The sequence below is a fragment of the Thalassospira indica genome, from assembly GCF_003403095.1.
GTDB classification, from domain to species: Bacteria; Pseudomonadota; Alphaproteobacteria; order Rhodospirillales; family Thalassospiraceae; genus Thalassospira; species Thalassospira indica.
The window spans coordinates 113562-138580 of record NZ_CP031555.1; the positions used below are offsets into that span (position 1 = coordinate 113562).

General features: G+C 54.7%; 20 protein-coding genes. 1 reads left to right on the forward strand and 19 read right to left on the reverse strand.

The window, feature by feature from the left end; translation table 11 throughout:
- Positions 1 to 120 precede the first annotated feature (120 nt).
- From DY252_RS00540 to mutM, 14 genes are all read right to left on the reverse strand, one after another.
- The gene (locus tag DY252_RS00540) at positions 121 to 792 is read right to left on the reverse strand and encodes a histidine phosphatase family protein (RefSeq protein ID WP_064788054.1); all 672 of its coding nucleotides are present in this window, start codon (positions 790 to 792) and stop codon (positions 121 to 123) included.
- A gap of 79 nt (positions 793 to 871) precedes the next feature.
- Positions 872 to 1996 (reverse strand): ABC transporter ATP-binding protein, encoded by a 1125-nt coding sequence (locus DY252_RS00545; protein WP_197482550.1) that lies wholly within the window; start codon positions 1994 to 1996, stop codon positions 872 to 874.
- Complete coding sequence (locus DY252_RS00550; RefSeq protein WP_064788053.1) at positions 1993 to 3723, reverse strand: ABC transporter permease; 1731 nt, start codon at positions 3721 to 3723, stop codon at positions 1993 to 1995. The genes DY252_RS00545 and DY252_RS00550 overlap by 4 nt, the downstream gene beginning before the upstream one ends.
- 140 nt (positions 3724 to 3863) lie before the next feature.
- Positions 3864 to 5210, reverse strand: a complete 1347-nt coding sequence (locus DY252_RS00555; protein ID WP_174713889.1) for an extracellular solute-binding protein — start codon at positions 5208 to 5210, stop codon at positions 3864 to 3866.
- Between the two features lie 217 nt (positions 5211 to 5427).
- Positions 5428 to 6783, reverse strand: coding sequence for a sigma-54-dependent transcriptional regulator (locus tag DY252_RS00560; RefSeq protein WP_064788051.1), 1356 nt, complete (start codon positions 6781 to 6783; stop codon positions 5428 to 5430).
- Entirely contained in the window at positions 6780 to 8753 is a 1974-nt protein-coding gene (locus tag DY252_RS00565) for an ATP-binding protein (RefSeq protein WP_231959655.1), read from the reverse strand. The genes DY252_RS00560 and DY252_RS00565 overlap by 4 nt, the downstream gene beginning before the upstream one ends.
- Positions 8754 to 8785: 32 nt before the next feature.
- Positions 8786 to 10123, reverse strand: coding sequence for an ABC transporter substrate-binding protein (locus tag DY252_RS00570; RefSeq protein ID WP_197482549.1), 1338 nt, complete (start codon positions 10121 to 10123; stop codon positions 8786 to 8788).
- Positions 10124 to 10441: 318 nt separating this feature from the next.
- Positions 10442 to 12898, reverse strand: a complete 2457-nt coding sequence (gene gyrB, locus DY252_RS00575; protein WP_064788049.1) for a DNA topoisomerase (ATP-hydrolyzing) subunit B — start codon at positions 12896 to 12898, stop codon at positions 10442 to 10444.
- Between the two features lie 22 nt (positions 12899 to 12920).
- On the reverse strand, positions 12921 to 14078 hold the full coding sequence (gene recF / locus DY252_RS00580) for a DNA replication/repair protein RecF (protein WP_064788323.1): 1158 nt from the start codon (positions 14076 to 14078) through the stop codon (positions 12921 to 12923).
- A gap of 64 nt (positions 14079 to 14142) precedes the next feature.
- Positions 14143 to 15261: a DNA polymerase III subunit beta gene (gene dnaN / locus DY252_RS00585; protein WP_008888966.1), complete on the reverse strand. Its 1119-nt coding sequence runs from the start codon at positions 15259 to 15261 to the stop codon at positions 14143 to 14145.
- A 329-nt stretch (positions 15262 to 15590) separates the two neighbouring features.
- Positions 15591 to 17156, reverse strand: coding sequence for a chromosomal replication initiator protein DnaA (dnaA, locus tag DY252_RS00590; protein ID WP_082923382.1), 1566 nt, complete (start codon positions 17154 to 17156; stop codon positions 15591 to 15593).
- A gap of 389 nt (positions 17157 to 17545) precedes the next feature.
- A complete protein-coding gene (gene rpsT / locus DY252_RS00595; RefSeq protein ID WP_008888964.1) occupies positions 17546 to 17806 on the reverse strand; it encodes a 30S ribosomal protein S20 in 261 nt (86 codons plus the stop codon).
- A gap of 176 nt (positions 17807 to 17982) precedes the next feature.
- Positions 17983 to 18759 carry an enoyl-CoA hydratase gene (locus DY252_RS00600; RefSeq protein WP_008888963.1) on the reverse strand — a complete coding sequence of 259 codons (777 nt, stop codon included), beginning with the start codon at positions 18757 to 18759 and terminating at the stop codon, positions 17983 to 17985.
- A gap of 186 nt (positions 18760 to 18945) precedes the next feature.
- On the reverse strand, positions 18946 to 19785 hold the full coding sequence (gene mutM, locus DY252_RS00605) for a bifunctional DNA-formamidopyrimidine glycosylase/DNA-(apurinic or apyrimidinic site) lyase (protein WP_008888962.1): 840 nt from the start codon (positions 19783 to 19785) through the stop codon (positions 18946 to 18948).
- A gap of 175 nt (positions 19786 to 19960) precedes the next feature.
- Between mutM and DY252_RS00610 the strand changes: the two genes are divergently transcribed.
- Positions 19961 to 20764 carry a TSUP family transporter gene (locus tag DY252_RS00610; RefSeq protein WP_040822583.1) on the forward strand — a complete coding sequence of 268 codons (804 nt, stop codon included), beginning with the start codon at positions 19961 to 19963 and terminating at the stop codon, positions 20762 to 20764.
- 67 nt (positions 20765 to 20831) lie between these two features.
- Here the strand turns inward: DY252_RS00610 and DY252_RS00615 are convergent, their stop codons facing one another.
- From DY252_RS00615 to sppA, 5 genes are all read right to left on the reverse strand, one after another.
- A complete protein-coding gene (locus DY252_RS00615; RefSeq protein WP_064788048.1) occupies positions 20832 to 22040 on the reverse strand; it encodes an MFS transporter in 1209 nt (402 codons plus the stop codon).
- A gap of 222 nt (positions 22041 to 22262) precedes the next feature.
- Positions 22263 to 22985, reverse strand: coding sequence for an orotidine-5'-phosphate decarboxylase (gene pyrF, locus DY252_RS00620; RefSeq protein ID WP_064788047.1), 723 nt, complete (start codon positions 22983 to 22985; stop codon positions 22263 to 22265).
- A 177-nt stretch (positions 22986 to 23162) separates the two neighbouring features.
- Positions 23163 to 23474, reverse strand: coding sequence for a LapA family protein (locus DY252_RS00625; protein WP_064788046.1), 312 nt, complete (start codon positions 23472 to 23474; stop codon positions 23163 to 23165).
- A gap of 221 nt (positions 23475 to 23695) precedes the next feature.
- Positions 23696 to 23971, reverse strand: a complete 276-nt coding sequence (gene ihfB, locus DY252_RS00630) for an integration host factor subunit beta (RefSeq protein WP_008888957.1) — start codon at positions 23969 to 23971, stop codon at positions 23696 to 23698.
- 71 nt (positions 23972 to 24042) lie between these two features.
- Positions 24043 to 24966 (reverse strand): signal peptide peptidase SppA, encoded by a 924-nt coding sequence (sppA, locus tag DY252_RS00635; RefSeq protein WP_064788045.1) that lies wholly within the window; start codon positions 24964 to 24966, stop codon positions 24043 to 24045.
- Between the last annotated feature and the right edge of the window lie 53 nt (positions 24967 to 25019).

The window sequence follows — 25019 nt, forward strand, 5'->3', positions numbered from 1 at the left end:
GAACTGCTGGCTAAGCGTGGGGGTGATGTTATGGAAAATATATAATACCGAGCCGTCAACCTGCAATTCAAATCGCGGGATATCAGCCTACTTTCAAATTCCCGCAAACCGATACCAACTTCAAATCTGAACTGTCAGCGCTTGTGAGTTCAAGTCGAACCTTTTGGTCAACTCTATCGGCATCGTGTATTCGAGCTCTTTACCGTCACTAAGCAAATAAGACGTTGTTTGCGGTTCGCGGTATGCATCCATTTCCATCTTTGAAGCACCAACATAAAGCCCACGAATTAGACGAAAACAGCCGCTGTGGGTCACGATCACATGTGGGTTGTTGACGGAAAGCGTGGCAAGCCAATGCTTGATCCTTGTACTTAACTGATTTTTGCTCTCTCCGTCGGGGACCTCATAACCCCAAATATCACGTTGGTGTGCATCAAACTCCAGCGGACGGAGCCGAGAAATTTCTGGCAAAGTCATACCCTCCCATGCGCCATAGTTCCGTTCCGCAATGGCATCGTTGTATTGGAAATCCGAGTACCGGATTCCCCAGAAATCGGCGAGAACAGAGGCTGTCTGACGCGCGCGACCAAGTGGACTGGAGAAATAACTAACGGCTCTGTCAGCAGACAACTTCATCCAGATATCACGTGTGTTTTCGGCAACGGCGCAAACTTGTCGGAACCCGTTTACAGTGAGTGGTGCATCTCGTTGGCCCTGCAAGCGTCCTTCGATGTTCCACTGGGTTTCACCATGGCGGATCAGCAGAATTGTCGGGAGTTTCGTTTCAGACATTTTCAAACCTTTGCGATCCTAATCACAAAAAAAACGGCATTGAGCCGCCATGGCGGCTCAATGCTCCAATTGGTTAAAATCAATCGCGGATCAGAACAGCCTGGGCAGGGTCAAGCTTAAGCGCAACATTTTCACCCTTTTCCATACGCTTCTTGCCACGCGTATGTCGTTCGTCGACCAACAGTTCCTGACCGTTTACATCGATCGCATAGCGCACCATCCCGCCGAGGAACTCGGCAGAAGCAACCAAGCCTGACAAGGAGTCGTTCGCACCATCAGCCGCGAACTCGATACTTTCAGGACGTACCACCAACCGTGCTTTGCCAGTTGCTTCGTCTGCATCGACCGGAATGCGAAGGTTGGCACCGCAATCGAAGCTCTTGCCCTCCGCAGATGCGACAACCTCACCTTCGAGGATGTTTGCGGTCCCAAGAAATTTTGCAACGAAGCTGTTGGCCGGATTATCGTAAACCTCGTCAGGGCGACCGATTTGCTGCACCACCCCGTCTGCCATAACGGCAATCCGGTCACAGATCGTGTTGGCTTCTTCCTGATCGTGGGTGACGAAGATCGTTGTAATACCCAGGCGACGTTGCAACTTGAGAAGGTCCTGACGCATCTGCACACGCAGATTTGCATCAAGGTTTGAAAGGGGCTCATCAAGAAGCAAAACCCGCGGCTCAACTACAATCGTGCGCGCCAGTGCCACACGTTGTTGCTGCCCACCCGACAGCTGCGACGGGAAGCGTTCGGCATAGTCCGCCATACCAACAAGTTCCAGAGCAGCAAGGACCTTTGGGCCAATTTCGGATGACGGGACCTTGCGCTCCTCCAGGCCAAAGGCGACGTTTTTGGCCACTGTCATGTGCGGCCAGAGCGCATAACTCTGAAACACCATGCCAACATTCCGCTGCCACGGTACAGAGCCGACAATGTCCTGACCATCAAGCTTGATCTGACCTTTAGGGTTCGGGCCAAAGCCCGCAATCGCACGCAACAAGGTGGATTTTCCCGATCCGGATGGACCGAGGAAGGCAAAGAATTCGCCCGGACGGATCGCTAGGTTCACCCCTTTGAGGACTTCGGTCTTACCAAACGACAAAGAGAGATTTTCAATATCGATCTGAACCGGTGCAGTTTGCATCGTGGTCATAGTGTCGGCCTCCGCGCGACGATTATTGGAAGGATTGGTTATAATGGTCATGCTGCATCTCCTGCGGCCTGTTCCATGCTGCTGCGTTGCTTGCGAGCACGGTCAACCATGCGGTGCGACAAATAAGTCGCCAAACCAACAATGATGACAGCCATGACACCGAGTGCTGCACCCGGTCCACGACCGGCAGCCGATTGCATGAACAAGTAGAGTCCATAAGCCAGCGGGGCGTCATTTTCAGTCGAAACAAGCATGATGGTTGCAGACAGTTCGACTGCAGCTGTTGAGAAGCTGGTGACAAAGCCCGCGACTAGGCCACTGGCCATCAGCGGAACCACAATCCGGCGAACTGTGCGGAACTTGGATGCCCCGAGGTTTTCGGATGCTTCTTCCAGTGACGGGGAAACCTGTTGCAGGGCGGCTGTACAGGAGCGAAGGGCATAAGGCAAACGGCGCACAGCAAGTGCGATCACGATAATCCCCCACCAAGTTGCCATTGGCTGACCGGTGATTGGCATTTCCACACCATAGAAAACGCGCAGATACCCGATACCAAGAACAACCCCTGGCACTGCAAGAGCAGAAACTGCCATGTAATCAAGCCATTTACGACCGATGACGTTTGTGCGCATTACGACGTAGGCAATCGCAGTCCCCAGAACGATGTCGATGACACCGGCAAGACCGGCATAGATCAGCGTGTTCTTGATAAAGGTCCAGGCAGAGGTAAATGCCGTGGCGTAGTGGCTGGTAGTGAAGCTGTCAGGCAAGACGCTGAACGACCAGACAGACCCGAGGGACAGCAGCAACAATCCCAGATGCGGCGCCAACACGATGCCGAGGATCGAAAAGATCACGACATAGCAAAGGATGGCTTCATGCGAACGCAGATCGCGCTTGGACAGGCCGCCGCCGCCTTTTTGCGTTGTCGAATAGTCCTTGCCGCGCATACCAAGGAACGCAACCCACATGGCAAAAACAGAGAACACAATCAGGATGCACGAAATCACATAGCCCATTGGATCGGAAATACCGATCGACGAAATACGCAGATAGGCCTGCGGGGCAAGCATGGTGTTGACGTTCAACAAGAGCGGCGTGCCAAGATCGTCAAAGACTTTGACGAAGACAAGGGACGCACCGGCGATGTAGCCCGGCATTGCAAGCGGAAAAACGATACGGCGGAACAGACGGAAGCCGCTTGACCCAAGCATCTGACCAGCTTCCTCCATTGAACGGTCGATGTTTTGGAGGCTTGCACTGAGGTTAATCAGAATGAACGGGAAATAGTGAATGGACTGAACAAAGATCACACCATTCAGCCCCTCCATGAAGGGAATATTGATCCCGAACCAGTCCCGTAAAAGCAAGTTCACACTGCCGTTTGTCCCAAATAGCAATTGCATCGCGACAGCACCAATAAAGGGCGGCATGATGAGTGGAACAAAGGCAAGTGTTTGAATGATCACCGAACCTGAGAAATTAAAACGGGTGGTGAAATAGGCCAGTGGCAGCGCAAATGCCGACGCAAACACGACGGACATCCCCGACACATAGACCGAGTTGAAGAAAGACTGACGGAACAATGCGCTGTTAAAGAAGTCCTGAAAATTTACCAGCGTGAAAGATCCGCTGGTGGGCTCCTGAAAGGCGACCTGAATGACTTTCAGGACCGGCACTAACAGGAAGGCACCCAGAAACAGGACCACAATCCCAGCGACCATATATGGACCAAGCGAAGAGAAACGCACCGGTCGCGCAAGAGCGGCGGACGACATAAGTATTCTCCAATGTCGGGGAATCTGGCCCCTGCCAGAGCTCAACTTCTCTGGCAGGGGGATAAGTATCATGTGCGTTCCTGACATACCCCCAGCGGCTGCCAGGCAACGTCACACGATACCAGGGAGTTCAGGAAAGATCAGAACATGAAGCGCGCAGTATTCGCGAGCTCTGCCGCCTTCTGGTAGTTCTGCACGATCTGGTTGTCCCATTCCTGTTCGATTTCAGCCTGACGACCTTCGACCTTGTCGGTTTGCTTTTTGCGTTTGCTTTTGAAGATCGCAGCAAATTCAGGGTCGTTTGCCTTGGCTTCGTCAATCGGGAGCTTATGCAAAAGCGCCTTGGCTTCTTCGATCAACTTGGTCGCTTCTGCATTGTTCTCACCGCTTTCAGCCAAAACCGCTTCGGCTTCCTGAATGGCAACGGTTGCCGCACGCAGATCTTCGAGACGGTAGGTGACCATCACGTCGAACAGGGAGTTCACAACGTTGTACCGACCCTGCGAAACCGCGGTATCAAACTTGACTTCCGTTTTGATCGAGCCGTTGAACGGGTTCGGAAGACCTTCCGGTGCATTTGCATAGGCAGCTTCGTTGACCGGAAGACGCATGATTTTCGGATCAAACAGCAAACCCTGCCCAGTTTCCGACATCAGGAAGTCGATGAATTTCTGTGCCGGTTCACTGTTGGGCGCATTGGCAACAACACCGATATTGGCCGGAACAAGCGCAGTAACACTCGGATAGCTGAAATCAACCGGGAAGCCCGACGCCATTGACGAGAAGCCAAAGAAGTCAATGACAATCCCGATGCCGAATGAACCGCTGTTTACACCATCGGGCACACCGAAGCTGCGTTCGGTGATGGTTTTGGCGTTACCGGAAATGTCACGGATGGTTTCCCAACCTTTTTCCCAGCCTTCGCCCTGAAGAATGGTTTCAATCGTCAGGTGTGTGGTACCCGAGCGCGACGGGGCCGATAAGCCGACGTGACCATGGTAAACTGGCTTTGCAAGATCTTCCCACTCCCCCGGTTCCGGAAGATCGAACGCATCCATGTAGCGTTCGTTCCACATGAAGCCATAGCCCGAAAGCGCAAAGCCGGAGTAATAGCCATCCGGATCATTGATCGGATAGCCATTAAGTTCTTTGGCAACACCACCGACTGTCGACTCGTATTTCGCAAGCAGGCTATTCTCCTTGAGGACCTCAAAGGCATCGGGTGCCGAAGCCCAAAAGATATCGGATTGGTTGTTTTGTGCCGTTTCAATCAGATATTTCACACCTGATGAAGTGCTTTTATTGACAACCTCGACCGAGACGGAGGGGTTTTCTTTCATGAAGGCATTCTTGAAAACATCAGTCAGGTCGGACGGAAAGGACGTCACAATGACGAGCTTGTCTTCGGCTGCATGCGCGGTTGCGGTTGCAAGCATGGCGGCCAGCGCAACACCTGTTCCCAGGTGGCGCAATGTTTTGTGAACCATGTTGGACACTGGTTCCTCCCTATTTGGTTGTTCATTGACCGACGCAGGTCGGCAACCAGACAAGAGCAACCAATGTGCCAATGTGACCCATACTAGGAGAACCAAACTAAGTATTTGTTTTTTAAAGTATTTATTCCGAAATCACGCGATTCCGTAACTGCGATATTTGTGTCAATAATAACCCAAAACGAAGAGGAGACGGGTCAGTATTGACACATCATGCACCATCTACAAAGTCACGCTTGTCGATATTGTGGTACTGCATGCGCAGATAAAGTTTCTTGCGTGGAATATCGAGATAGTCGGCGGTTTCTTGGACCTTCCCTTCACAGCGCCGCAAAGCAGATGAAATCACCTTTTTTTCAAAGGCATCCATCTGATCTGGCAAGGACATCGAGGCATCAAATCTGTCGAAACCCGTCGACATGCTTTCCAGCTGAAGAGCATATCTTTCTGCAGCATTCACCAACTCGCGCACGTTCCCAGGCCAAGACTTTCCGCGCAGTTCATCAAGGCTGATTTCGGAAATTTCGGGAATTTTGAGCCCGTGTTTGCTGCATGCGCTCGAAACATAATGCACAAAAAGCAGCGCAATATCCTCGCCGCGCTCCCGCAAGGGAGGGATCGTAAGAGTAGCAACTGCAAGACGGTAATAAAGATCCGGGCGAAATCTACTTTCCTCCGATGCCTGTTCAAGGTCTTCTTTGGCAGCCGCAACCACCCGCACATCAATATTGATCGGTGATTTCCCTCCCAACCGTTCAATGGTCTGCCCTTGCAGGGCACGCAAAAGTTGGGTTTGCTGGCTTAACGGCATGCTTTCGATTTCATCAAGGAAAAGCGTACCGCCACTAGCCTGTTCAAGCTTGCCGATATGTCGGCGATCAGCCCCTGTGAAAGCTCCGCTTTCATGGCCAAAAAGCTCGCTTGCAATCAGCGTTTCCTGCAGAGCACCGCAGTTGATTGCGACAAACGGACCATTTTTGCGCGGCCCTAGTTCGTGAAGGGCGCGCGCAACAAGTTCTTTTCCTGTACCGGTTTCGCCATAAATGATCGTATTGACGTCAGAGCCGGCGACGACTGTTGTTTTCTGTCGTAAACGCTCGATCTTCGGATGGTTGCCGATGATGTGGTTTTCGATGCGATAGCCATCATCGCTTCGGTTGATCAGGCAGCGGTTCTCAAGGATGAGACGTCGCAGTTCGCACGCACGCCCCACGACCGCAAGCAGCATTTCGGGGTCAGCCGGTTTTTCGATGAAGTCATAGGCCCCTAATCTAACCGCCTTGGTCGCCATCGGGATGTCCCCATGACCTGTCACGATGATAACCGGAATTTTTGGGTCAATGCGCTTGACGGCTTCAAGCACACCAAACCCATCCATTCCGGGCATACGCAGATCGGTCAGAACAACGCCGGGCCAATCGGTCTGCAAGGTGGTAATTGCAGCTTCGGCGTCTTCGAATGATTGCGGCATGAAGTTTTGCAGATGCAGGGTTTCTTCCCATGCACGACGAATTTCTGCTTCGTCATCAATTAACAAAACCGGAGATTTTCCACTGTTGTTTGTCACGTTTTAAACAACTCCACGGTTGCAATCGTTCCGCCATGTTCATCCTGGCTAGGCAAAACCTTGAGACGTCCACCAAGGTCACGAATGACATTGAATGAAATTGACAGACCAAGTCCCAGACCTTTTCCCGGCGGCTTGGTCGTGAAGAAGGGTTCGAAGAGCTTGTCGCTAACATCGGGGGCAAAACCGACGCCATTATCCTCGACCGTTATCACCGCCCGGCGATCCGTTTCGGCGATTGCCAGATGCAAGACGGGCTCTTTAAGTTCTTCCACTGCATCAAGGGCGTTGCTGATCAAATTGACCAGAACCTGTTCGAGTTTTGCCGGGTCGGTCAGAACATAAACCGGCCCGTCCGGATAAGCACGTTTCAGCAGTACACCGTTGCGTGCGATCCGCTCTTCAAAAAGGGACAGGGCATTTTCAAGGACTTCGATCCCATCATGTTTTGTGACCGCTTCTTGTGGTCGGCGGGCGAAACTTTTCAGATGGTTGGATGTTTTCGAAAGTCGCTTCACTAACCTGTCGATATCTTCAAGCTTCTCAAGGCATTTATCGTGCTCGCCACGCTCAAGATAAAGCGATGCATTATGGTTATATGAACTGAGTGCTGCGAGCGGTTGATTGAATTCGTGGGCGATGCTGGCTGACAACTGTCCAAGTGCAGCCAGCTTAGCGGCTTGTAGCAGTTCGGCCTGTGTTTCGCGCAGATCCTGTTCGGCTTGCTGACGCAGGACAATTTCGCTGCGTAGTTCCGCGTTGGTGTCTTCGAGTGCTTCAGCATGGGTTTCAAGCGCTTGCGACTTGTGCCGGAACAGCCGAACGGCATCGGCAAGTTGCCCGATTTCGTCCTTACCATCTACCAGCACCCGGTGAGCAAAATTGCCATCGGCAATGATCTGCATGGAAGACAAGACACGCATCAGGCGTTGCAGAAGCTGGCCCCGAATGAAAATTACGGAGAACAGGATCAACAGGCCAACTGTCGTTGTTCCAGCCAACAATCCGAACAATTGGCCACTTCGCACCTCACGCTCAATCTGCAGGGAGACGTTTTCAGTACGCTGGCCGCTCTCACGCACCGTATCCGCGACCAGCCCACCCAAAGTTTCTAGCAATACCGCATTCTCATCCTGAAGCTGGGCATTCTGGCGCAACAAAGCCGTTTCACGCAGCTTAAGTTCAAGTAGGTCGCGGGGTGTTTCGCCGTAAGATGCGATTTCATGCCAGATCTGAAGCAGGGTGATCGAGCTGCTGTTCTGTTGGAGTGCCGGGAGGTTTTCATTGGCCTCCGAGATACTTTCGAGCAGACGCAAACGAAGTTGCTCAATAGCGCCAAAGTCGTCTTCTCCGACCGCGCGCAGCATCAGTCCAACGATCAGATTGCAGGCAGCATGCAAACGACCCAGTGCCTCGGTAAAGCGCACCTCATTAACGACAGTATCGACCTGAACGTCCGTGCTGGGGCTGGTAAAGCTTTGATCAATCGCGGATGTTACGTTGAAATTGGCATCAACCAGCAGCGGATCGACTTCAAGAAGGAAATCACTGTGCAAGCGATTAATCCGTGCAACCTGACGACTAAGATTATCGCGCATTTCAAACTTTGTTGCGACGTTGGCATCAAGCTGCTCGACATTCGTCATCAGGTCATCAAGAAGCTGTGCGAGCTTTTCGGTCAGGTCAGGGGCATAAGTGGCAAGCTCAAGACTAAGCACGTGCAAATCTTGAAAATGCGCCTGAAGACTATCAAGAGCATCCTGTCGAGCATATTGTGTCGATGCACTGCCTAATCGAGGTGTATCAACGCGGATGATCTGCCCAATCTCGGCAAAGCGGGCACTTGTGGCCGTAACCGCCAAGTTCTCCGACGCCAGATCGGCGACTGTCTGGCTGACACCCCCAAGTGTCAGGTTCGAAATCGTGGTTGCGATCACCGAAACACTAGCAATGACAACAACCGACAGCATTAGTTTCGCTCGGAGGCTACCGAGATGCCAATTCATTGTTCAACGCCTGAATCAAGGTGGCTTTGAAACGATTCCATTCGGGCAATCAATTCGCGTGCAGATTTGAAACGCTGGCTGAAATCATTCGACCAGCTATCCTGAACACGCAACCTTCCGGCAACGGCAGTTTCGGGGGAAACTGCGTCGGAAAAGACGCGTTCAAAGCTTTGTTCGTTAGCCATGAAAGCCGCAACCGGCACGGATTCAAGGGATTCTCGCACCGCTGCAAGCAGGGGCCGCATCGAATCAGATTGCCTAATAACCTGGGAGCTCTCCAACCGGAGCAAAGCATCCCAAAGCTTTCGGATTTCAAGAAGTCGATGGGTGATCATATCGTCAAAAAGTGCATTGACGACTGCCATGCGGGTCGCAGCCAATTTCAGATCCAGACGGTGGACCGGTTTATAGTCGGATGGTGAAAAACCCACCTTTGGCCACAAGGCCGGATCAATTGGAATCCGCTGGATTTCCGGATCAAGTAACAGTTCTTGTGCTTCTTGGCCTCTAAGGAAGTTAACAAATCCCAGAGACAGCACATTGTTTGCGCCCAGACCGGTAACAGCAATGCTTGCGGGGAAATACCAGCCCGGCGAGAATGAACGAAAGGCAAGCTTCGAGCCGGACGGCAACTGTGCCTGGGCAAGGAAATCAATGCCAATGCCATAGTCGAAACGACCTCGCGCAACACCGTCACGAACCCCAAAACTACGCGCGGTAACTGTCGCAAGATTGCCTCCAATTTGAGAGAGAAGCGCCCAACCTTTTTGCCAACCATATTGCTGCAAAAGGCTTTCAACAAACAGATGGGTCGTTCCACTGCGAGACGGGGAACTCATACCAAGCATGCCGCTATACTTAGAAGAGGCAAGATCGGCGATCTCGATCGGGGTTTGCAATGACGCGTCGTTTGGAACTGACATCACACCAATTGTCGAAAGCGCAAAACCGAACCGCGAACCATTTGGGGAGTCGACGGTAATATCAGCACTATCTGCCGGGTTTCCAACTTTCTCAGGAAATCTGGCCAAAGCGCCGTGTTGATCAAGCAGCTCAAACGCCACCGGCGAGCTTGCCCAAACGACATCAGGAACCGGTCGCCTGTTTTCGCGAACATGCGAAATCAATCCGATCGTGTTCTTATTCTGAACACAAATATCCGTCGCGCCGTTCCGCGCGATGAACAAGTCAACAAACGGTTTGTAAAATGATGACGGATAGGACGTCAAAATGGTTAGATCACACGCTGCAGCCTTGCCGGATGTGGCGAATACCAACATGCCAGCAACAATTTGGACCACAACGCGCAACGAAGGTGGCGGCATCAAGCGCATTGCGTTAATTTCCGCGGACTTCTGGCAACAGCCTTCTGTCCACGCCTCCCGAAATGGTATTTGCTTTTTTTATTTTCCGACCGGACAGGTGACCGGTCTGATGAGTAGATACTATTCAGGATGCCGCATTATGGCGACCCCTTTTGACAACGTTAGTCTCGGGTCTGCAGGCTAGTGAACGAACTGCCCGGTTGATCATCATAAAAAAAACCAAGGCCATGAAGCTTCACGGCCTTGGTTCCAACTTTATGCGTCACAGATTCTAGATTTATGTGTCGCGTTTCCAGTTTTATGAGTCAATTCACAAGTCATGATTTCTTATACGTCGAGGTTCGCGACCTTGAGCGCATTTGACTGGATGAAGTCGCGGCGGGGTTCGACGACGTCGCCCATGAGGGTCGAGAAGACTTCCTCTGCCTCGTCGGCGTGAGCCACCTTGACTTGCAGGAGCGAACGGACGTTCGGGTCGAGCGTGGTTTCCCAAAGCTGATCCGGGTTCATTTCACCCAGACCTTTATAACGCTGGACCGAAATGCCGCGGCGGCCATATTCCATCACCGCATTGACCAGATCGACCGGACCGTTGATTTTCCAGGTCTTGTCCTTGGCAACGAATTCTGCACCCTTTTCAAACAGTTCGCGCAGTTCGCCAAGAATACCGGCAATTGCACGCGCCTCGGCCGAGCGCAGGATGTTGCCATCAATCACGTGACGCTGTTCAACGCCGCGCAGCATGCGCCAGAGCACGATTTCATCGAGCGGTGCTTCGCCGTGCCAGCCGCGATCATAGTCTTCTTCAAGGGTATCAAGATGTTTGGCGAGCGTTTCAGCCGCTTCGAGGCGTTTGCCATCGTCATCGAGCAATGCCGGGTTCAGCGCACCGGCAAGGGTTGCCTGTTCGAGCACGGAGATCGGAAGCTTGATCGATAGCGGCTCAAGGAAGCCCTTGGCCTTACGCGCCAATTCGACCACGCGCACCAGATCCGGACCGGCAAGCTGTTGGCCACCGGAAAGGGTAAGTACGGCTTCTTCGGTGCCCTGTGCGGTCAGATACTGCTCCATCTCGCGGTCGTCCTTGAGATACTGGACCGAGTTGCCGCGTTTGGCGCGATACAGCGGCGGCTGCGCGATATAGAGATAGCCGCGTTCAATCAGTTCGGGCATCTGACGATAGAAGAAGGTCAAAAGCAGGGTTCGGATATGCGCACCATCGACGTCGGCGTCCGTCATGATGATGATTTTGTGGTAACGGGCCTTTTCGATATTGAAGTCATCGCGGCCAATACCGGTGCCCATGGCAGTAATCAGGGTACCGATTTCCTGACTTGAAAGCATCTTGTCAAAGCGCGCACGTTCGACGTTGAGAATCTTACCGCGCAGCGGCAGGATCGCCTGGAAACCACGTTCGCGGCCCTGTTTGGCCGAACCACCTGCGGAATCACCCTCCACGATGAACAGTTCGGCTTTGGACGCATCGCGTTCCTGACAGTCAGCCAACTTGCCCGGCAGGGACGAGATATCAAGCGCGCCCTTGCGGCGGGTCAGTTCACGGGCCTTACGGGCCGCTTCACGGGCAGATGCCGCTTCGACCACCTTGGTGACGATCTTGCGCGCGTCCTGCGGATGTTCTTCAAGCCACTGGGCAAGCTTGTCATTGACGATGTTTTCAACGACTGGGCGGACTTCGGACGAGACTAGCTTGTCCTTGGTCTGGGAGGAGAATTTCGGGTCCGGAACCTTCACCGAAATCACGCAAGACAGGCCTTCACGGGCATCATCACCGGAAAGGGCAACCTTTTCCTTTTTGGCGATGCCGCTTTCCTGGGCGTAGCTGTTGATCTGACGGGTCAGAGCAGCACGGAAACCGGCCATGTGCGTCCCGCCATCGCGCTGCGGGATGTTGTTGGTAAAGCACAGCGTGGTTTCGTGGTAGCTGTCGTTCCATTGCAGGGCGACTTCGACGGTGATGCCGTCTTTTTCGCCTTCGATGCAAATGGCTTCTTCGATCTGACGCGCCTTGTTGCGGTCAAGATATTCGACAAAGGCGCGAATACCGCCTTCGTAATGCAGTTTGATTTCGGTCGGTTCGCCACTGCGTTCATCACGTAGCGTCAGGATCACGCCCGAGTTCAGGAAGGCCAATTCGCGCAGGCGGTGTTCCAGCGTCGGCAGGTCGAAATCGGTCATGGTAAAGATTTCGGCATCCGGGTAGAAGGTGACTTCGGTCCCCGAAAGCGGCGTGCCATCCGCGGTCAGCGGTGCATCGCCGACAACCTCAAGCGGCTTGATCGCATCACCACCGGAAAACTCCATGTAGTGTTCTTTGCCGTTACGCCAGACGCGCAGCTTGAGCAGCGTCGACAGCGCGTTCACCACCGACACACCCACACCGTGCAGACCACCGGAAACCTTATAGGAGTTCTGGTCGAACTTACCGCCGGCATGCAACTGGGTCATGATGACCTCGGCGGCGGAAACGCCTTCTTCCTTGTGCATGTCGGTCGGAATGCCACGGCCGTTATCGCGGATGGTGGCAGAGCCATCACCGTTAAGCTGTACCCAGACGGTATCGCAGTGACCGGCCAAGGCTTCGTCGATTGCGTTATCGACGACTTCGTAGATCATATGGTGCAAACCGGTACCGTCATCGGTATCGCCGATATACATGCCCGGACGTTTGCGCACAGCTTCAAGGCCCTTAAGAACCTTGATCGATTCTGCGCCATACTCCTGCGACTGTTCACCAGTGTTCGGCGTTTCGGTTTCGTTGGTCATAGGGTCAGAACCTCGGCATTCACTAAGTGGTTTCAAGGGTCAGTGTGGCATCTTCCACCCGGAAGAATTGCGCACGACCGTCCAAACCTTCAAACAGCGCCCGGTCCGTACCTGTCATCCAGGCCTGGACGCCAAGCGCCACGATTTCATCAAACAAATGGGTGCGGCGTTCTGCATCGAGATGCGCAACCACTTCATCAAGTAACAAGAGCGGGCCAGCCCCGCGTGCCTTTGTCTGCAGGCGGGTATTGGCCATAATGATCGACAGCAACAACGCCTTTTGTTCCCCGGTCGAACATTGATCCGCTGACTGGCCCTTTGCATCGTGCCAGACCAGCAAATCACTGCGCTGCGGGCCGACCACCGCCCCGCCATAGGTCGCATCACGTGAACGTCCGTCGCGCAATGCGGCCCGCATTTTATCTTCGACCTCGACGGCAGGCAGGTTTTCCAGCCAGTCTTCAAGGTCCCCGGTCAGCGCCAGACGGGCGGCCGGAAACGGTCCGATTGCCATGGTCCCGGCACGTCGCAACCGTTCAAGCAATTCTGCACGTGCGACCGCAACCGCAATGCCATGGCGCACCATCGAATCCTCGATCGAGGTCAGCCATTTGTCATCAGCCTTGCCTTCCTTAAGCAGCTTGGCGCGCGAACGCAGCGAATGCTCATAGGCGGCAACGCGGCTGCTGTGATCGGGATCAAGGCCATATACCAGCCGATCCAAAAAGCGCCTGCGCGCCGACGGACCATCCAGAAACAAACGATCCATTTGCGGCGTCAGCCAGACCGCGGCACAAACCCGGCCCAAGGCAGCCTGCCCACGCTGGGCCTGACCATCAATGCGCACAGCACGGCGTTCGCGTCCCTGTTCGAGAGCGGCCGGATCAAGCCCGGTGCCCAATTGAAACGCCCCGTCCGGCGTATCGACATCTGCGGCCACGGCCCAGGCCCGAAGTGCGCCATTGGCGGCTGGCGGGGTGCTTCGGGCAATTTCGCCCAGTTTGGCCCGGCGCAATCCACCGCCCGGTGCCAGAAGCGAGACAGCCTCAAGCAGGTTGGTCTTGCCCGCCCCGTTTGGCCCGGTCAGCACGACCGGCGAGCTGTCGAGCGACAGTCGCAGGCCTTCGTAACAGCGAAACTCGCTGAGCTGGATGCGGGAAACAGCAAGACGGCTTGTCATCGACACTCCGTCTTTTGGCATGAGGTTATTGGCAAGAGCAGCCACAGCTTGATCGTACTAACCGTCAAACACGCATCGGCATCAGAACGTACAATGCCGAAAGGTCGTCGGTGTCACGCAGGATGGTCGGGCTGGATCCGTCCGACATCAGAAGGTTCAGGGTGTCGCCCTTTACCTGCTTGGCGATGTCGAGCAGATAGCGCGAGTTAAAGCCGATTTCGATATCCTCGGCGTCGTAGTTGATTTCAAGCTCCTCGGACGCGGTGCCGTGTTCCGGGCTGGAGGCCGAAAGGGTCAGGGTATTGCCCGACAAAACAACCTTTACCGCACGCGATTTTTCAATCGAGATGGCCGATACACGGTCGACCGCATCGGCGAACGCCTTGCATTCGATATCAAGGGTCTTGTCATTGCCCGACGGAATCACGCGTTCGTAATCCGGGAAGGTACCGTCAATCAGCTTGGAGGTCAGAACCGCATCGCCGAAACCAAAGCGGATTTTGGTATCCGACAGCGCGATATCGACCGCTTCGCCGGTTTCTTCGATCAGTTTGCGCAGTTCACCAACGGTTTTGCGCGGCACGATGACGCCCGGCATGTTTTCTGCACCATCAGGCAGCGGCGCTTCGACGCGCGCCAAACGGTGACCATCGGTTGCAACCGCGCGCAGGATCTTGGTGCCTTCAGCGTCGGTGGCATGGAAATAGATCCCGTTGAGGTAATACCGGGTTTCTTCGGTCGAGATCGCGAATTCAGCACGGTCAATCAGACCGCGCAGTTCGGCCGCAGCCAGACCGAAGCTGACCGGAAGGTCGCCCCCCGACATTACCGGGAAATCATCAACCGGCAGAACGGCAAGATTGAACTTCGAACGACCGGCAGAAAGGGTCAGACGGCCTGCACCCGGCTCAAGCGAGATTTGCACCTGGGAGCCTTCGGGCAGCTTGCGCACAATTTCATACAGGGTATGGGCAGGGGTCGTGGTTGCGCCCGGTTCGGACACCTCGGCCGTCGTGGTTTCGATGACTTCGAGGTCCATATCGGTCGCGGTCAGCGCAAGACGATCATTCTCTGCCCGGAGCAAAATATTGGACAGAATCGGAATGGTGTTACGTCGTTCAACAACGCTTTGAACATGGGTCAGCGATTTCAACAGCGCCGCGCGTTCGATGGTCAGCTTCATGCCCGTCCTATCCGTCTGTCAGTATTCGTTTAACAAATTGATTTTTAATCGGTTTTCTTACCTGACCCACACCCTTTCGGGTGCGGAAATCGCATTATAACATGCTGGCTTGGAAATCGAAGGATTTTTACGGCCTAAACCCAAGCAAATAAAAGGAGTCGGCGGACAAAAATACGCCCCGAACGCGCAAAGCGGCGCAAACCGTGCGACTCGCAGTTTCGACGATAAAATTGCAGCTAAAAATCCAGATGATTCAAAAACAAAATCCGCCGGAAAACACGGCGGATTTCATCTTGAACAACAACATTTCGACGCGTTTTTTCGCGCAATCAGCTTTCGAGCATCCGACGCAGAAGATCGATATCTTCACACAACGACGGATCGGTTCCGTGTAGTTCTTCGATCTTGCGCACCGCATGCATTACCGTGGTGTGGTCGCGACCACCGAACTTGCGACCGATTTCCGGCAACGAGTGGGTGGTGAGCTGTTTGGACAGATACATTGCCACCTGACGCGGACGGGCGACCGCGCGCGCACGGCGGGCAGAATGCATGTCAGACACCTTGATGTTGAAATGCTCGGCCACGCGTTTCTGGATTTCCTCGATCGAAACCCGGCGCTCGGACGCGCGCAGAACGTCATGCAGGATGTCCTGAACCATTTCCAGCCCGATCTCGCGACCGACCAGCTGGGAATGAGCAATCACGCGGTTAAGCGCACCTTCGAGCTCACGCACGTTGGCGGTGATCTTGTGGGCAAGGAATTCCATGACCCGCTGGGGCAGTTCGACACCCTGACGTTCGGCCTTGGCCTCCAAGATGCCCAGACGGAGCTCATAGGTGGTGGCGTGAATATCAGCAACAAGGCCAGAGCCCAGACGCGAGCGCAGGCGTTCTTCGATATCTTCAAGATCGGATGGCGATTTATCCGCCGACACAATGATCTGACGGCCCTGATCGACCAGCGCGTTGAAGGTGTGGAAGAATTCTTCCTGGGTCGAATCCTTGCCCGAGATGAACTGGACATCATCAACCATCAGCACATCAACCGAGCGGAACTGGTCCTTGAAATCGACTGTGTTCTTGTCGCGCAGCGCCCGAATAAAGCGATACATGAATTTTTCGGCCGAGAGGTAGATCACCGTGCGATGCGGCTGGGTGCGGCGGATATGCCAGGCAATCGCGTGCATCAGGTGGGTTTTACCAAGACCGACGCCACCATAGAGGAACAGCGGGTTGAACGGCACCGATTCGGCCTCTGCCAGACGGCGGGCGGCAGCATAGGCGAACTCGTTTGGTTTGCCCAGCACGAAATTGTCAAAGGTGTAGCGCGGATCCAGGGCAGCCGAGATGCCGTCATCAGACATGCTGGCAATGGCGGTACGGCCCGATCCGTTTGACTGGGACGGCGCACTGACCACGGTATTGTTTTCCGTGGAATGGCTTGGGGCATGGCCTGAGGAATGGGAAGTGCGCGCGGATTTGGTACGCGCGGTCGTGGCGTTTGCCGATGTCGACTTGGCCGAAGAAGAACCCGAAGCAGACGCATCGTTCTGCGCAGTCGCGCCCGAAACGATATTGATTTCAACGAAATGCACATCGGAATCTTCGGCGTGCCAGAAATTCTGGATACGGTCGAGATAGTGCTGCGTCACCCAGTCACGCATGGCACGAGTCGGTGCGCCCAAACGGGCCACGCCGGCTTCTACGGCCATCAGGGCAACGGGCTCCAGCCAATAGCGATAGGCTGTTGCGCCAAATTCGGCGCGCAGCTTTTCGCGTACGACTTGCCAGGTTGCCACTGCGTGATCATCAAGTGCTGCGTGCTGGTCACCCGCAATCCCCCCGTTGGATTGCCCAAGTGCCGATTGTGTGTCCCTCACGGCGTGCTGCACTGTAAGAACCTTTCCCCGATATCCCGATTTCACCACCACAAAGACCGCAAAAGACAAAACGATACTGTGTCGCGTTGATCACCGCAGTGACCAACACGTTGGCCTTCCACAAAATCAGGAAGTGTACTCGCGCCTTTTGTTTTTAGTTCTTCGTCACGGGCTGCTTTGCGCAGCCTGCGAAGTTCAAACACTGTACTGATGTGACCCACATCAGGCAAGGCGATCTTTAACAGAACGTTAAAAGGATTTCGCAACCAAAACGGCCCTTGTTTTCTGCGGTTTCTTGCACCCGCGCAACCAAGGAACAAAAGGTGATTCTGCAAAATCCGGGCAGCGAAAAGGCCGCACCCGAGGTGCGGCCTTCGACTCGCCATCCCGTAAGGGATAAATTAAAGCGCTTTGATACGCGCGGTCAGGCGCGAAACCTTGCGAGCAACGGTGTTCTTGTGCAGAACACCAAGCTGTGCGCCACGCGCCATTTCCGGCTCAGCGATTTTCATCGCAGCCAGAGCAGCATCTTTATCGCCAGTGTTCAGCGCAGCCTCGACCTTCTTAACGAAGGTACGAATGCGACCGATACGTGCACCATTAACTTCTGCACGTGCGGCGTTGCGGCGAATGCGCTTCTTGGCCGATTTATGGTGAGCCATTGCGAACCTGTCTCTTCAAACAAATGTTACGTAATTCGGAGCGCGGCTTATAGCTCTGTCCGAAACCCTCGTCAACCCCCGATGCCGCCAATTTCTGCGGCTTCGGACTCTTTTGCGCCGCAAGGCAGATATGCAGGCACGGAATCAGAGGTCAACTTGCTCTGATCGCCCCGCAATCAGCGGTGCTTGAAGGCGGGCTTACGTTTCTCGCCAAAGGCTTTCATGCCTTCGGCGCGATCTTCGAGTGCGAAGGTCGAATGGAATTCGCGACGTTCAAACATCAGGCCTTCGGTCAGGGTCATCTCATAGGCCTTGTTGACCGATTCTTTGACCTTCATCGATACCGGACCCGAGAAGGAGGCGATCTTTTCGGCCAGTTGCATGGCTTCATCAAGCAGCGAGTCGGCCGGAACGATTCGCGCGACCAGTCCGGCACGCTCGGCTTCCTCGGCATCCATCATGCGCCCGGTCAGGCACATTTCCATCGCCTTGGCCTTGCCAACTGCACGGGTCAGGCGCTGTGTGCCGCCCGCACCGGGAATGGTGCCGATGGTGATTTCCGGCTGACCGAACTTGGCGGTATCGGCGGCAATCATGATGTCGCACATCATCGCCATTTCGCAGCCACCGCCCAATGCGAATCCGGCGACCGCGGCAATGGTCGGCTTGCGGCAGCTTGCAACCCGGGTCCAGCCCTTGGTGATGAAGTCGTTTTTATAAACGTCCATATAGTCGTAATCGGCCATTTCCTTGATGTCGGCACCGGCGGCAAAGGCGCGGTCCGACCCGGTAATGACGATGGCGCGGATGTCTTCATCGGATTCGAAATCATCAAGAGCAGCACCGATATCCTTGATCAGCGCATCACACAGCGCATTGAGCGCCTTGGGACGGTTAAGCGTAATCAGGCCGACATTGCCCTTTTTCTCGGCGATGATGTTTTCATAAGACATGCAAGTGATCCTTTTATCGCTGTTCGGCCCGCGGGACTCCGGGTGTGAGTCGCTGTGGGGTTATCGGGCCGATTCGCCTGAAACCATAATTTGATACTGTTTTACCGATTTTGATCCCGGGCCGCAACCGAACCTGTTATCGGCGCCTTTAGCTACCCCGGCTTTCAGAGACGCGTACCGTCCATATTATTTCTGACAGGTTGGACAGAAGAAGGTCGACCGGCCGGCCTGTACGATGCGCGCGATGGTGCTGTCGCAGCCATCGGCGATGCAGGTTTCGCCTTCGCGACCATAGACACGGAAATTGTGCTGGAAATAGCCAAGCTCGCCATTGCTTTGGCGGTAGTCCTTAAGGCTTGAACCACCAGCAGCAATCGCATCTTCAAGCACCAGACGGATTTCGCGATACAACCGTTCGATCTCGCCGGGTTTGAGATCCTTGGCCAGACGGTCCGGCGCGATGCCTGATCGGAACAGGGCTTCGCAGACATAGATATTGCCAAGACCAGCCACCAGTTTCTGATCCAGCAATACGGTCTTGATCGGGCTTGCCCGTTTGGCGATTCCCGCCGCCAGCACATCAGCATTAAACGCATTGCCAAGCGGCTCAGGCCCGATACCGGCCAGCATTTTGTGGCTTGCGACCTCGTCGCCCGCGATCAGGGTGATGACACCAAAGCGCCGCGGATCGTTGAACCGCACAACGGCCCCATCGGCCATGACAAAATCGACATGGTCATGCTTGCCGGCTTCGGGCACTTCGACGGTCGGATCATTGTGAATGGTCATGCGACCAGACATGCCAAGATGGATCAGCAGCACCTGCCCGTCATCAAGGTAGCCCAGAATGTATTTTGCCCGCCGGGTCAGCTGATTGATGGTGCGCCCGGCCATGCGATCAACAAACCCCTCCGGGAAGGGAAAGCGCAGGTTCGCACGTCGCTGCACCACATGATTGACCACCCGTCCTTCCATGACGGGTGTCAGACCACGGGTGACTGTTTCGACCTCTGGCAATTCGGGCATATCTGGAACTCATATAAACAAGGGTGTGTGACTTTTAGACTACGGCTTGCGCGCAATTCAACGACTGAAATCGATCCCACTGGACGCGTGCACGCAAAGCCATATGATGTGCGCTGTTTTGACAGACCGCATCGCCCCCAGTTGTGCGGTCGCGCCCCAATTTGAAAGCGGCCAGATGGAATTTGGTTTAGATCTTTTAGTGATCCTGTTTGCGGTCGCCACCCTTGCCGGTTTTGTCGATGCGATTGCAGGCGGCGGTGGGTTGATTACCATCCCGGCCCTGTTATGGGCGGGTGTTACCCCGGCCCAGGCATTGGCGACCAACAAGTTGCAAGGCAGTTTTGGCAGTTTCAGTGCGTCGCTTAATTTCATTCGCAAGGGGCATGTTGATCCGCGCGATATGGTTTTGGCGATTGTCCTGACCTTTGCCGGATCAGCACTCGGTACGGTTCTGGTGCAGATGCTTGATCCCGGTATTTTGATGACCATCCTGCCGGGGCTTTTAATCCTGATTGCGCTTTATTTCCTGTTTTCGCCGCGTGTGGGTGACATTGATGCCCATCAGATGATCGGCAAAGCGACCTTTGCGTTTACCGCCGGGTTTGGCATCGGGTTCTATGACGGCTTCTTTGGGCCGGGCACCGGATCGTTCTTTTCCATCGCCTTTGTTGCCCTGCTTGGCTTTAACATGACCAAGGCAACCGCCCATACCAAGGTTCTGAATTTTACGTCGAACTTTGCGTCGCTTGTGATGTTTATCGCCGGGGGCGAGGTTGTCTGGATTGTTGGCGGCGTGATGGCCGTTGGTGCCCTGATCGGGGCACAGATCGGATCCCATATGGTGATGAAGGTCGGCGCACGTTTGGTAAGGCCGCTTCTGGTCGTCACATCAATCGCGATATCGATCAAACTGATCATTGATCAGTACGGGACCACCATCAGCCAAAGCTGGGATCAGATCCGCCACTGGGTAAGCTGAGCTATACCACTTATCGACCGGACAAAGAAAAACCCGTCAAGCTTCAAGCTGACGGGTTTTGTTTTACTCAGGCGCTGGCACCGCTTTCGACAAGGACTTCGTCGCGGCGATCAAGTAAATGGCTCCAGACCGTTGCCAACAGGGCCAGAACCGCAATTCCGGCTCCCAGCCACGGGATATGCTGATAGGAAACACCCTGGGTGATGGCGATACCGCCGAACCATGCGCCCGCTGCATTGCCGAGGTTAAAGGCACCCTGATTAAGGGTGGAGGCAAGGTTGGGCGCATCGGATGCCTCGTTCACCACCCGCATCTGAAGCGGGGACACCAGTGCAAAGGCCACCACACCCCACAACATCACGGTTGCGACTGCCGGAATGACCGACGTCAGCGTTTCGGTAAACAGGGCAAGAATCGCAATCAGCAAGGCAAAGGCCATGATGATGGCCGGCATCAAACGCCAATCCCCCAAACGCCCGCCGATATAGTTGCCGACAGTCAAGCCAACCCCGAACAGCAGCAACACATAGGTTACCTGACGCGGGGTAATGCCAGTGATTTCCTGCAACATCGGGGTGATATAGGTAAAGACACTGAACAAGCTGGCCGAGGCCAGAACCGAAATCAGCATCGCCAGCAGAACCTGTTTTTTACCAAGCGACTTGGCTTCAAGCCAGAGACTGCCCGTTGATGTGGCAATCTGGCGCGGCAGGACAACATACAGTGCGCTGGCGGCAACAACACCAATCGCCACCACTGCCCAGAAGGTCGAACGCCAGCCAAGTTCCTGACCAAGGGCCGTGCCAAACGGCACGCCCAGCACATTGGCCAGCGTCAGACCGGAAAACATAAGGGCAATCGCCTGAACCCGTTTATGTGGCGCGACAAGGTTTGAGGCGACAACAGCCCCCAGCCCGAAGAACGCACCATGGCAAAATGCAGTGACCACACGCGCCGCCATCAACAGCCAGTAATCAGGGGCAATCGCACACAGGAAGTTGCCGAGAATGAAGATCGAAATCAGCAGCAACAGTGCCCGTCGACGGTCCATGCGCGCGGTGGCAATCGCCAAAAACGGCGCGCCAAACGTGACACCGAGGGCATAACCCGTCACCAGCAACCCGGCATCGGGAATGCTCACACCAAGATCAAGCGCCACATCGGGCAGAAGCCCCATGATGACAAACTCGGTGGTGCCGATCCCGAATGACGCAAGGGCGAGGGCCAGAATCGGCAGGTTCCCGAAAAATCCGGGGCGGGTGACGGTATCTGTCATGTCAGAATATCCAGATCAACTTTGGCGCAGGTGACGCGGGTGGCGCGGCCAACGTTTTGTGCAACTGCGAGATATGCATCATGCAGCAAATTTTGAAACGATTCAATTCTGAGATAATGCGGAGAACAAATCCATCGCGAAATTTGCATGGCAGCCTGTCTTGCCCGTATTACAGCAAGGCACAGGCATGATGCAGCACTGGTAGAGATTGAGGATCGTGGATCAGGAAAGTTCGGCGACGATTTTTTGCGCCGCAGCAACCGGATCTTCGGCCTTGGTGATCGGGCGACCAATCACCAGAACGTCGCTTCCCATGGCGACGGCATCGGCCGGGGTAACGATGCGTTTCTGATCATCACTTGCCGCCCAGCTTGGGCGAATACCCGGTGTGATCAGCTTGAAGTCCGGGCCGAGTGCCTTGCGCACCGGCGTGATTTCCTGTGCGGAACAGACAACACCGTCCAGACCGGCCTTTTGGGTCAGTTCCGCCAGCTTGACCACGCGATCTTCAATCGGGCCCTTTAGGCCGACATCATCAAGATCGCCCTGGTCCATGCTGGTCAGGATGGTTACGGCAATCACCCACGGTATGTCGACGCCAGCCTTGTCGGCGGCTTCGCGCGCCGCATCACCGGCACGTTTCATCATCTCCAAACCACCGGCGGCGTGGACATTGACGATCCTGACACCCAATGGCGTCACAGCGCGAATGGCCCCGGCCACCGTGTTGGGGATATCGTGATATTTGACATCAAGGAAGATCGGCATGCCGGTTTTGGCAACCGCCCTGACCCCTTGTGGCCCGTGGGCTGCGAAGAATTCCTTGCCAAGCTTGGCCCCGCCGATAACACCCGACAGCTTCGATGCCAGATTGATTGCATGATCAAGATCGGTGGTATCAATCGCGCAATAGATGCGGTCTTTGGCGGCAAGGGTCTGGGTCATGGGGTCCTCCGGCGGGCTGGAATTGGGTCATGGCCCAGCTTTTCGCAGCAAATTTCATAGCGGACCGGACATGGCTTAGCCGATTTGGCCACAAAGGCCAATGTCAAATCGGCTTTCGAACAGACATTGGCGCCATGCAGCAAAAAGCAAAAGGGCCCCGAAACGGAGCCCTTTAATTCATGAGCTTTGCCCGATGGCCTTTTGATCGGTATTTGGTGTGGATGGCGTGGTGTCATCCGTCTTGATGCGCTTGAGTTCGCTATCCATGCGTCGTGCGGCACGGCGGTGCTTGCCTTGCAGCAACCATTCAAAAGCAAAGCCGATGCCAAGTCCGATCAGCAACGCAATCATGATCGGCAGGAACAGCGGCAGGTCGATTTCAAACGGCAAGGGCCAAAGCGAAATCGTGACCAATGCCCGGTTGGAAACTGCAAACACCGCAATCAATACGGCAAGCGGGATGGAAATAATCCAGTAAAGGAAACGCATTACCTAGCTCCTTGTGCCGGTGGCTGTCCCACCCCGAAAACAGGATGGATCAAAACCCGGCAGCAGGTCTCGTTTGATCAATGTTCTGATCAGTATGGGGCAAGAACCGGACAAAAGCCATGGCAACAGTCACACCGTTTTTGTGTGTTGCATGCTGGTCGTATCGGGCGGGCTGCGGGTGGCGCAGGCCCGATTGCCGGTCAAAACAAATCAGGCAGGAATCAGTTCAAACGTTCGCGAAGCTGTTTGCCGGTTTTGAAATAGGGAACCTTTTTCTCACCGACAGGAACCGCATCACCGGTACGCGGGTTACGGCCGACGCGGGCCTCGCGCTGTTTTACGGAAAATGCGCCAAAGCCGCGAAGCTCGACCCGGTCGCCGCGCGCAAGCGCGTCTGTGATCTCGTCAAAGATCGTGGCGACAATCCGTTCAACGTCGCGCTGATAGAGATGCGGGTTCATCTCCGCAAGGCGGGCAATCAATTCAGATTTTGTCATTTCCAGGCCCCATCCTGTTGGTGCTGACAGTCTCACTCAACCACGGATTAGATTATGTCTTAAAGAAGCTCTCACTCAGGTTGCCAGACCGTCAGCAAACCGTCAAGTTTAAGCCCCTCAGATGACAGCACTTTTCCAAGGCTTCCCTCGAGAACAGCACTCATCAAATCGTCTTCCGGGTATTCGATTTCAAGCGGCACTACCTGTGCATCCGTCGTGATACCGGCTTCCTCTTCGAGCCAGCGCAAGGCTTCACGACGGCCTCCAATTTCGTCAATCAATCCGTTGGCAACAGCCTGCTGTCCGGTATAGACGCGGCCATCGGCAAGAGTCGTAACTGTTTCGACCGACATATCGCGGCGGGTCGCAACCATTTCAACAAACACGTCAAACATGTCTGAAATCAGGCCCTGCATGGCCGATTTTGCAACATCATCAACGGGTTCGAACGGATTGGGTGCAGCTTTCAGCGGACCGCTTTTTACCGTCAGCGGTTCAACACCAAGCTTTTCAAGCGTTCCATTGAAATTCATCGACTGGAAAATCACCCCGATCGAGCCGGTGATCGTTCCACGGCGGGCAATGATGTGGTCGGCGGCAATCGCGGTCATGTAACCGCCGGACGCCGCAACAGTCCCCATCTCGGCAACGATTGGCCGGGTTTCACCGATACGGCGCAGCGCCTCAAACAGCGTTTCGCCACCAACCATGGTGCCACCCGGGCTGTTGATGTGTACAATCACACCGACAACGTCGCTGTCTTCTTCAATCGCGCGCAGCGCATCAAGAAGATAGGGGTCTTCGGTGATCACACCTTCGATGGTGACTTCAACAATGCGCGGACCCAGTCCGCCCAGAACACTGTCCTTAACACCCGTGCCAGACAAGCCGATCACGATCACCGCGATCACGGCAATCACCGCCACCACACGCCAGCGAAAGATGGATTTTTTCAAGCGGCGTCGATCCAGCAGGATATCGGCATCAAGTGCCATCGGCGTGTCCGTTTCCAATTGTTCAATCAAATACTTAGACGAGTGTGATCGCT